Source organism: Shewanella surugensis (assembly GCF_023284005.1).
GTDB lineage: Bacteria > Pseudomonadota > Gammaproteobacteria > Enterobacterales > Shewanellaceae > Shewanella > Shewanella surugensis.
In genome coordinates, this window is the sequence record NZ_JAKIKS010000076.1 from 17,085 (window position 1) to 27,568 (window position 10,484).

Below are 10,484 nucleotides of genomic sequence, written 5' to 3' on the forward strand. Positions count from 1 at the left end.
TCTTGAATAACTCCGCCCCCAGCCAGTTGCAAAATACCGTCATAATTGCCTCATTTGAAGTGAAAAAAATCCTCTTCAATACCAGAGGCTTAATCGCCATTGCCGCATTTGCCTTAGTGTGGCTACTGATTTTACTTTATCCCATTAAAGACGCATCGGAGTATTTACTTGATCCCAGTTTTAGGCAATTACTCGTCAATTTATTTGGTGAAAACTCATTAAATCAACTTTTTAGTTGGAAAGTCGCCGAAATGGCTATTTTTTGGGTGATCGCTTTGTTTATTTTCCCACTCTTTAGTATTTCAGTGGCAGCCGATCAGTTTGCTTCCGATAAAAGCCGTGGCAGTTTCCGCTTTTTGACCCTACGCACCAGTCGAGACAGTTTATATTTCGGTCGTTTCTGCGGCAGCTTATTGATCCAATCGATACTGGTACTCATCACCATGATTGCCACTATTTTACTCAGCGTGAGTAGGGATCCAAGCTTATTTTTACCCGCCTTAACCTCTGGTGTGTTCGCCAGTATCAATATCATTATCGTATTAATGCCTTACACGGCATTAATGGGCATATTATCCCTCTATGCCAATTCATCAAAACAAGCAACCATTTATGCAATCCTCTTGTGGGCCATTCTATTTATTATTAGCAGCTTTTTTAGCGATCATCCTAGTGTCATTGCCGCACTGCAATGGGTGTTACCCGGCGCACAAATTTCTCAAATGATCAATACCCATGGATTAGGTAGCTTCATGTATGCGCCTATGCCCCTCTTACAAACCCTAGTATTACTGACTCTGGGTCGTCTTTATATGAAACGGAGCGCAATATGAGCCTTATCCATTGTCACAATTTAACCAAAAATTATGCCAGTAAACGTGCCCTCAATCAGGTTAATCTGAGCTTAGAAGCGGGTCAGCCTATTGCCTTAGTCGGCCCCAATGGTGCCGGTAAAACCACCCTTTTTAGTCTGCTTTGTGGCTATATTCAACCCAGCAGCGGTAAAGTCACCCTCTTTGGCCACCCTCCAGGTAGCCAAGCACTCTTAGGTAAAGTCGCATCCTTACCGCAAGATGCTAGCTTGGATCCTAACTTAACCATTATGACTCAACTGAGTTTATTCGCCCGCTTGCAAGGGTTTTCAAACCAAGATGCAGAGCAAGAAGCCTTGCGAGTGCTTGATTTAGTCGGTCTTGTCGATAACTGCAACCAAAAGCCAACAGCATTAAGCCATGGTATGGGAAAACGGGTATCGATTGCCCAAGCCTTAATTGGCTCTCCTGAACTGGTGTTACTCGATGAGCCCACCGCAGGACTCGATCCCGCTAACGCGAAAGTCATCAGGCATTTAGTCAAATCACAATCAAAAAATACCACCTTCGTGATCAGTTCTCACAATCTCGATGAACTTGAGAAACTCTGCGATCAAGTGCTTTACCTTGATAACGGTCAGCTCAGCCAATCAGTCTCAATGAATGATAGCCAGCAGCAAAACTATCTCACACTCACCATGAGTCAATGTGAGGTTGAGGTGCTCGTTGCGTCCATTTCCGCCATGAGTGACATCATCACCGTCGAGCAAAAACAAGATAATGAATTCATCATTCAACATGATAAAGCCAATATTGAAATCGCCTTATTCACCTTATTTTCAGAACAAGGCTGGCAATACAAGTCTTTGCTAAAAGGCAGAAGGTTGGAAGAGAAGTTATTCTCTTAACGATTGGTATTGTCATACCACGCATAACATCGCTTTTTCATCAACGATCACCCGTCTTCAAAGGAAGGCAGGTGATCGTTCAGATCACCTAGCCTCAACAGCCAGCCTCGAGGCAGTGAGTGAGCCACTTAATATTGTCTCAAAACAGTTGCTCAAAAGAATAGCCAATTCCAGCACCAATTCCAGCGCCTAGAGCAATTTCAAGACCAATGCCAATCACCATCAGCCCTCCAATCGGAGCTGCTGATACAATCGCCGTTCCAACTGCAAATCCGACCCCCACCATCGCACCATAAGTGGCAAAATCAGAGACCATATTGCCACCATTAACTTGCTCTATTTCTCTCAGAGTGAGTGCTTGCATCATCTATTCTCATATTATTTACGTTGCGCACATTTTAACCCGCAATATATTGTTTTTCTTCTACAAAACATCCATTTTGTCACATTTATACCTATACTTTAGCTATAACTGATATAAATAAGCAGGCCTTTGAATAAACGCAGGGGATATTGTCTGTATTAAGCTGAAGCTTAATGCTACATAGTGAGTGCACACTTCTTCTCATTGAGAGTGGGCCAAGTCATAAACTAGCGTTTGAACAAATTAGATACTGGTTAGTATTTTCAACTTGTATACTTATGGGTATTAATCGCTGCCAGCTGGCTAAAATCGTGAATTCCCATCCCTTCTTGTAATAAAAAATGGGCCAAAAGGGGATCTACAGCAAACAATATCCTTATCTAAAAGCCAGTTCGATGTCCGTATATCTCGCTTAAAGAGGTGACTATAGTCGGATCCATTAAATTTTAGACGGTGCGGATTATCATCGAGCCGAAGTGGTAAAAAAGAAAGCAAAAAAACTTAATATCAAGCTTCATTACCTTCCGTCTTATAGTCCGAACTTAAACCCAATAGAGCATTTGTAGAAGGTCATGAATGAGCATGTCAGAAGTAACAACTATTTTGCCACAGCGAAAGAGTTTAGAGACAAAATTGATGAATTCTTTAGCCAAACACCTCCCAAAATAGGTGATATTTTAGGGAGTAGAATTAATGATCACTTTCAGGTGTTAAAACATGCACCTTGAAGAATGATGGGTATATAATTGAACGTGCAGTTAGGCTAAATGAGCTTTACTGCACGGTTTGATTTTTGAGCATAACGACTCATTTATTGTGCCAACAAGACTATATTGTGACTAGAAGCCTTCACCTCAGCAGCTCAAAGGTGCAGGACATGGTCCTTTTGTATATTGAGTATTAGAATTGATGATTAAATCACCTTGACTTTGTATCAATAATGGTTGTTGAACATTCACTATTTTATCAGTTTGCACAGCTATACTTGATGTACTGAATAACACTAAAATTAGTGGGATAAGAGCTAAGTATTTCATGGTTTGCTTCCTCTTAACTTAACGAAGATTAATTATAATTAATCTTTTGCCAATGTAAATATTTTATGATGATTAAGTTGACTTAGATACAGGTTTGTTAAAATCATTTCAAATAAGCTCTATTTTTATTATCGATCGAAATCCTTGATAAATATTATCAACTATTAAAAAGTCATTAGTTTGTGTGCTTCCACTTACTTAGCCGCTTTATCTTTACTCCGTTTGGGATAAACATAGAATGTAGGGCAAAGGTCATACCGATGGCCACTTTGAGCGAGAAGTGCTGACTGACTTTTAAACACAGAAGTTGTTGCTGTATTAAAAACACCCCTAAATCGAAGCAGCAAACTGCTTGTGCCTGTGCTTTGAATTTCCCCATTGGAGCAGTTTCTAAGATTCAATAAAAAATTGCGTGATTGAGACACGGCAGTTCCTTAACATCCATGTTATCACTGCATTTGTGAGCTGACCTATATGGAGATAGGAAATGCCTTATTGTTGTCTGGAACAACAAAGGCCCTTCACATCAGTGTCGAAAATAGCCTTAGTTGAGCCACAGTCGTTCCTTGACATCCCTGTCACCACGACATTTGTTAATCCTAAACATCAGAGGCGAATATGAGGCGATAGATATTTTTGTCCATCGAAAATTGAAGTGAAATACTCCGCTGGGGATTGAAAGCAACAAGCCAAAGTAATGTGCTGCTTCGATTAAATAATGATGGGTGCTTGGGAGCACGCTTAGTGAAACGCCGTGAACCTCGAGTGAGTTACTACTCACACTTGGGCAAGAAAGACTACTCGTCCTAACAACATATGTGTTTAAAGGCCAGCGCAGCTATCCCTTGCTGTTGTTATTTATTTCTCTGCTAGGAATGAGCGATATCAAAATAGCATAAGTCAAGCCTTCTATGGCAAAATCTTAAAGGGATCAACTATTCATAGCCTTAAAATAATAGTGAAAAAATAGGCATGAAAAATCTATTTTTATCGATTAGATCATCAATGAAAGCCACATTATCTGAACTATACTGTATGTGATATGGACAATTTTTTAACAGGGAGGTAAATATGGATAGTGTTTCAAAGTTAATTCTAATTTTTATTGCGCTATGTCTTTCTTGTTCTTTTTCTCTGGCATCACAACAACCAAAATCTTTTGAATTAGTATTCATTATAGGAGAGGCTGGCAGTGGTAATGGCCAATTTCGATATGTCGAAGATTTAGCATTTAGCAATCAAGGTCATTTATTAGCGACTGATGCAGTAAATGCTAATATTCAATCTTTTAATACACGGACAGGAGAGTACATCAACCAATTTGGTGGCAAAGGTGATAAAGAGGGACAATTTAATAAACCTGAAGGTATTGCTGTGGCTAGTAATGGTGATATCTATATTGCCGATTATGCCAGTGGTTATATTCAACATTTTGACAAAAACTATAACCATTTAAATACATTTAGTGATTTTGGTGAAGCACCTGGAGAAACACTAGAAGCAGAATTTATGTCTATCTATGACAATAAACTCTTTCTCGCTGATGCAGGTAACCATCGTATTGATGTGTTTAGTTTGGCAGGGGAATTTCTTTATTTGTTTGATGGAAAAAATACTGTTGCTGGTGGGCTCAATAGACCTGAGGCTGCCAAAGTCGATAGTAAAGGAAACATCTGGGTTTCAGATCTCGGTAACAACCGAGTTATTCTTTATGACATCAAGGGTAATCTAATTGAAGCGTACGGTAAATATGGCAAAAAAAAGGGTCAATTTGATAAACCAACGGGAATAGCAATAGATAAACTTAATAATATTTATGTCGGCGAAGCGCATAATGATCGAGTTCAAGTGTTTGATAAAGATTTTAATTCTATTCTCACATTTGGGAAGCATGGCAGTAAACCAGGAGAATTTAAAAATATTCATGGACTTATAATTGATTATAGAGGTTATTTATATGTTGCCGATACCGGTAATAACCGTATTCAAGTATTTAAACCGGTATTCAACTAAATGTTACTAAAAAAACCACACTATTTAGGTAGTAAAAGTTTAGCTTTACTTTTATCAGGCATCGTTTTCATTTTTGTTATGCTAGTAATAAAAATTTATATCGATGTCACTTCTCTTCTTAAGCAATCCAACACATTAACTCGCAACGTTACTGATGCGATTGAGCAGTCAACACCTATTCTCGTAGATTTAGAAAAAGTCGCTATGACACTGCAACTCTCTGGAAACTTAACAAGTAAAGCCTATGCAAAACAAAGAAAGTTGCAGCGACAAATTAAGAATATGACTTCTGTTGACAACATTCTGACTTATCGAGAAAATTTACTGCTACTCCAGCAACAATCACAAAATTACCTTAAACAGCTGAGAGTTTTAATCGATGAAAACATGCGTACGGCTGATGAAAGTGGCGGTAACTTCAGGGCCTTAGAAGAGAGCATTACCCATTTCAGATTGATATCAACATTATCCACTGATACTGCATATATTGTTGATGATGTGATAGCCACTTTAATATTAATGATCGGTCTTTTTATTGTTGCTTCTTTCTTTATTATCAAACTAAACAATAGCAATATTAAGGCATCGTCATTGATGATAAAATCAGCATTATCTCAAGAGTTATATAAGACTGAACAAGAACTTAGTCAATTACTTTTATCAATTAATGCGACAGATAGTTATTTGAAAGTAACAGAAAAAGTGACTCATTTTTTTCATAAAAAATTTGATTGTTACCCAACCGCCTCTTTTGCCGTCAAAGAGAATAAATTAATCCCTCTTGTTCAAATTGAAACTCAATTTAAACAAGAGGGCATTACCGATAGCGCTCACCCTTTTTTTTACATTCACAATAATAGTGAAACGAGCTGTATCAGTATTCCTCAGGAATTAGTCCCTTCCATCAACAAGCATTACGACACTATTTGTTTGTTGCCAATCAATAATGGAAATACATGTCATATTGTTCTCGTGGTGACCTGTACAAAAGAACTTGCTGATACATTAATGCCAAGACTTGACTCGTTTCTAGCTCCTTTAGCGAATAAATATCAAGCATTGGCATACTTACATCAAGTTGAAAAATCACAACAAGTCGCAGAGAGAGCATCCCGCGTGAAGTCAGATTTTTTAGCGAATATGAGCCACGAAATTAGAACCCCCTTAAATGGTATATTAGGCATTGCCCAAGTGTTAGCCGATACAAAATTGGATAATCAACAACAGCTGTATTTGAGATTACTCAATGAAGGCGGTGAAAACTTACTCAAACTTATTAATGATATTCTTGATATTTCTAAAATTGAAGCGGGAAAAATTATTTTAGATCCCGATGAATTTAACTTACATCAAATGATGTTAGATGTGTCTAGTTCTTTTACGAAGCATTTTGTCGATTCTTCATGTGAATTTCATTTTGATATTGACCAAAATGTTGAAATATTTGTTATTGGAGATGAATTAAGAATTAGACAAATATTGTTAAATTTATTAAGTAATGCGATTAAATTCACCCAAGAAGGGAGCATAACCTTATCCCTCAAAAAAGGACAACCCGTTAAAAATATTTCCACTACCTTTGAATATTTTCACTTTTCTGTTTCAGATAGTGGCATAGGAATACCTGCAAATAAATTAGCTATTATTTTTGATAAATTTGAACAATCTGACTCATCAACAACAAAAAATTACGGGGGTACCGGACTGGGTCTAAACATTAGTCAGCAACTTGCTAAACTAATGGGGGGGAAAATTATCGTTAAATCAAAATTACAACAAGGCAGTGAATTTAGCTTTAGATTACCTTTACCGATTGGACCAAGTGAAGAAAAACGCTTTGAACAATTGACCTTGTTAGACACTATAGAATTCATCGTCATCCAAAATAACGATAACAGACCATCCCTTATTGAACAATTATTACAGCAATGGAAACTTAGCTATCAAGTGGTCACAGATACTGTAAACATTCCGCTATTGAAGAATGCTAATTCAAATAATGATGGTTATATTTTTTATGTTGTCGCTGATGATGAAGCTACAGAGCAGCAAATGATCATAGATAAAATCAAGCAAAAAAAAGGAGTATTGCCTGTTACAATGCTATTGCAACTGACTCATATAAGGCAGAAATTTGAACATACAGAGCAATTCGACCTCGTTATTGCTATGCCTATTTGCCCTTCAAAAATTTACGACTCCATATTATCATTAGTGACCAAGCGTAGAGCGAAACAAGAAATCAAACAACACCATGAGCAAGATCTTTTGCCTGATGAAAAACCAATAAGTCATACTAAAATACTTGTCGTAGAAGACAATCATATCAATCAAAAAATAGTGAAAGCTATGTTGAATAGATTTGGCTGTGATGTAGAAGTTGTTGATAATGGTTTACTTGCAGTTGATAAAATACAGCAAGTCGAGTTTGATTTATGTTTAATGGATTGCATGATGCCGATAATGGATGGTTATACTGCAGTAGAAACAATTCGTAATCTTTCGATTAAACAAATTCCAATTATCGCATTAACGGCAAATTCCATGGTGGGCGACAAGGAAAAATGCTTGGCTGCAGGCATGAATGATTTTATTGCTAAACCTATCAATAAAGAAAAACTCAAACAAAAGCTTTTATATTGGTTAAATGTAGAGAAAATAAAAAATGTAACCCATAAGACTATTAATAATAACTAAAACACAGCTTAAATATGTAATAACCTGTCTGAATACAAATTCAACCACTGTAAAATCCAATGACTAGTAATTCATCTCAATAAGAATCAACTCCCCCACGCTAATGCTTTTTACTTAGGCTCAAATTCGCTACGCGAAGAGGAGGATCTAAGTTACTCCAAAGTCAAAATTCTACGCCGCAAGCAGTGATAAATTAAACCATCATGGGATTAAAAAACCAAGATTATTACTGCTCATACGCCCAATACTCCTTCCTCCTAGAACATCCCCTATTTTGACTAAATCCAGCTAAAATCATAATCCTAACCCACAGTTTTTATTTATATCTTTCATTCAATCAACTTAAATCGAAGCAACACACTGGCTTGTGCTTTAAGCTCCCCATCGGAGTAGCTGAGATAATTCAATAAAAAATAGTGTAATTGAGGCATGGCAGTTCCTTAACATCCATGTTAACACTGCATTTGTGAATCCCTTCACATCAGTGCCGAAATAGCCTTAGTTGAGCCACCGACGGCGAATATGAGGCGATAGCTATTCTTTTCCTTTGAAAGGATAAAGCGCTTTGCTCCGCTAGGGGCGGCACAGGGTTCCAAGGGGGATTGCTGTTAATCCCCCTTGGCCCAGTGTGGATGGGAATTCACGACCTTAGCCTGCGACAAGCAATTGACTAAAATAGATATGAACGATTCAAACCAGATAACTTTATACAAATAAAGTTAGTGATTACAGCCCCAGTATGAGTGGGAACTCACGACCTTAGTCTGCTGCAGGCAATTGATACAACTGAACCAATGTAATCCAAACACACTTAACCAAGTTAGAAATCAGGTTAAATACAAAATGTCATCAGCTTTCATTTGAAAGCTTAGGGACGTTAGGCGTCAGGGTTGAGCAAGAGGGCCAAAGATAAGGAGATCCAACAGGATCTTTTATGGGAATGGATTAACAACATACGTGTTTGATAACACATTCAGCCATGATACCAATAGAGTCCAACAACAGTCATGCCTATCATGGTCAGTCTTTATTCCATAATAGGCACTTATAAAAAACTGGCGTTAAAAATCACCGACGAATATCATCCAATCGGTTCTGCTTGTCCAATGTCAGTATGAACATCAAAAGCTGCTGTGCCTTCAATAACGCCATTTATTTCACCAGAGATTTTATTCAAAACGGTTCTTGCATCTAAAAACCAAAAATAATGACCATCAACTCTGTCTGGAAAGTTTGCACCAAAAGAACCTTTAACTGCAATAGGCGCTGAAAAGTGTAGTTTTTCCTTTTTCATTGTTGCAACCATTTCGACTTTAACTCTAGAATGTGGTGGAACTTTTACAGTAACAGTTGCAGTACTTGATTTGCTTATAGACTCTTCGCCCGATACCCCTGCAGTGACATCCACAGAAAACTCCATACCTGTTTCAAACACGCCTTCCAAACCAAAAGACTGAGAGAAAGATAACCCCGTTGTAATAGAGGAGTTCCACCCTGTTGTTTCTGCCCAACTACCCGTGACTTGAAGTGATATTTCAGCTTCTGTATCACCACGGTTATAAGCTGTATTTGAGCCAATAATCGCCTGCTGAGCAGGTTCTTCTTCACCGCGAGAATAGTCAACAATACCAAGATCTTTATAACAAAAATGTCCATATTGTTCGGTAATAGGTGGTTTTACAGCATCATAATAAGTTTCATGATTTAATGCTATACCATCTGGTGTGACATTATTAAAACGTTCTTTAAATGCCTCACGTACTGAACTAGGCGAAGAGTCTAAACCTTGTAAGTCACTAAAACTTAAATATTCTTGGATCATTTTATCATTTCCATTGATTATTTAACCTTGGTAAAACTAAACACCAAAGCTAACAAGTTGAATAAATTATCGATCATACATGGCTTTATTCGGCATATTTCATATTGATAAACAAGCGAATAACAAGAATGGCATTGTTAATCTAAAATATGTTTTTCCAGATAAATAAAGCTGAAATAAGTCCAAAGCCAAAATAAGAGTAGTTCAATATTTAACAAAGTAAAAAAAATCACCAAAATAATTCATTCAAAACCAAGAGATGGAAATGTAAATGTTTAAATACAGTTACTAACGGATACTTTTATTCAAGAAAAACATATTAACCTATCTTGATATATGAAACTAAAAACGATTATTAATAAGTGATAACTTTAACCAATATGCCACTTTTCAGAATGGAACTCTTTATTATATTCTTATATTCCTATATTCTTATATTCTTATATTCTTATATTCTTATATTCTTATATTCTTATATTCTTGTATTCTTGTATTCTTGTACTGAAAAGTATAAAAGTGTCGACTCATCATACTTACAGCCAAATTCATTCCGCCTTAGTTTCAGATAAGGAGGGCAATATTCATAAACTTAAACTCATCACTGAGTAAGGTTTTACAGTATAAAATACTTAAAATGATAAATAGGGATATTTAACTGGCAACCAAACTGGAACCTTGTGATAAATAAAACCTCGTACGAACGAGTCCCCCTATTCCTCCCAGGGCGGGATCGCACTTTGTTAACAAAGATTGAATCTGCTGAATTACTGTGATCTAATCGCACCTCACTTTCTGAGAGGTAACCCAATGACCCTGATCGAACACCTTACC

General features: G+C 37.0%; 6 protein-coding genes and 1 pseudogene. 5 read left to right on the top strand and 2 right to left on the bottom strand.

Annotated elements, in window-relative coordinates; all coding sequences use genetic code 11:
• The first annotated feature begins 2 nt into the window (after positions 1–2).
• Together L2764_RS17265 and L2764_RS17270 are read left to right on the top strand one after the other, a co-directional pair.
• Complete coding sequence (locus L2764_RS17265) at positions 3–833, top strand: ABC transporter permease subunit (protein ID WP_248941570.1); 831 nt, start codon at positions 3–5, stop codon at positions 831–833.
• Positions 830–1,720, top strand: a complete 891-nt coding sequence (locus L2764_RS17270; RefSeq protein ID WP_248941571.1) for an ABC transporter ATP-binding protein — start codon at positions 830–832, stop codon at positions 1,718–1,720. The genes L2764_RS17265 and L2764_RS17270 overlap by 4 nt, the downstream gene beginning before the upstream one ends.
• 139 nt (positions 1,721–1,859) lie before the next feature.
• Here L2764_RS17270 and L2764_RS17275 read toward each other — a convergent pair whose 3' ends face one another.
• A complete protein-coding gene (locus L2764_RS17275; protein ID WP_248941572.1) occupies positions 1,860–2,087 on the bottom strand; it encodes a hypothetical protein in 228 nt (75 codons plus the stop codon).
• 440 nt (positions 2,088–2,527) lie between these two features.
• Here L2764_RS17275 and L2764_RS17280 point away from each other — a divergent pair.
• The 3 genes and pseudogenes from L2764_RS17280 to L2764_RS17290 all read left to right on the top strand — a co-directional run.
• Positions 2,528–2,812, top strand: a pseudogene (locus L2764_RS17280) (transposase); the annotation flags it as partial.
• A gap of 1,380 nt (positions 2,813–4,192) precedes the next feature.
• A complete protein-coding gene (locus L2764_RS17285) occupies positions 4,193–5,134 on the top strand; it encodes an NHL repeat-containing protein (RefSeq protein ID WP_248941573.1) in 942 nt (313 codons plus the stop codon).
• Positions 5,135–7,831, top strand: coding sequence for an ATP-binding protein (locus tag L2764_RS17290; RefSeq protein ID WP_248941574.1), 2,697 nt, complete (start codon positions 5,135–5,137; stop codon positions 7,829–7,831).
• 1,081 nt (positions 7,832–8,912) lie between these two features.
• Here the strand turns inward: L2764_RS17290 and L2764_RS17295 are convergent.
• A complete protein-coding gene (locus L2764_RS17295; RefSeq protein ID WP_248941575.1) occupies positions 8,913–9,653 on the bottom strand; it encodes a hypothetical protein in 741 nt (246 codons plus the stop codon).
• Between the last annotated feature and the right edge of the window lie 831 nt (positions 9,654–10,484).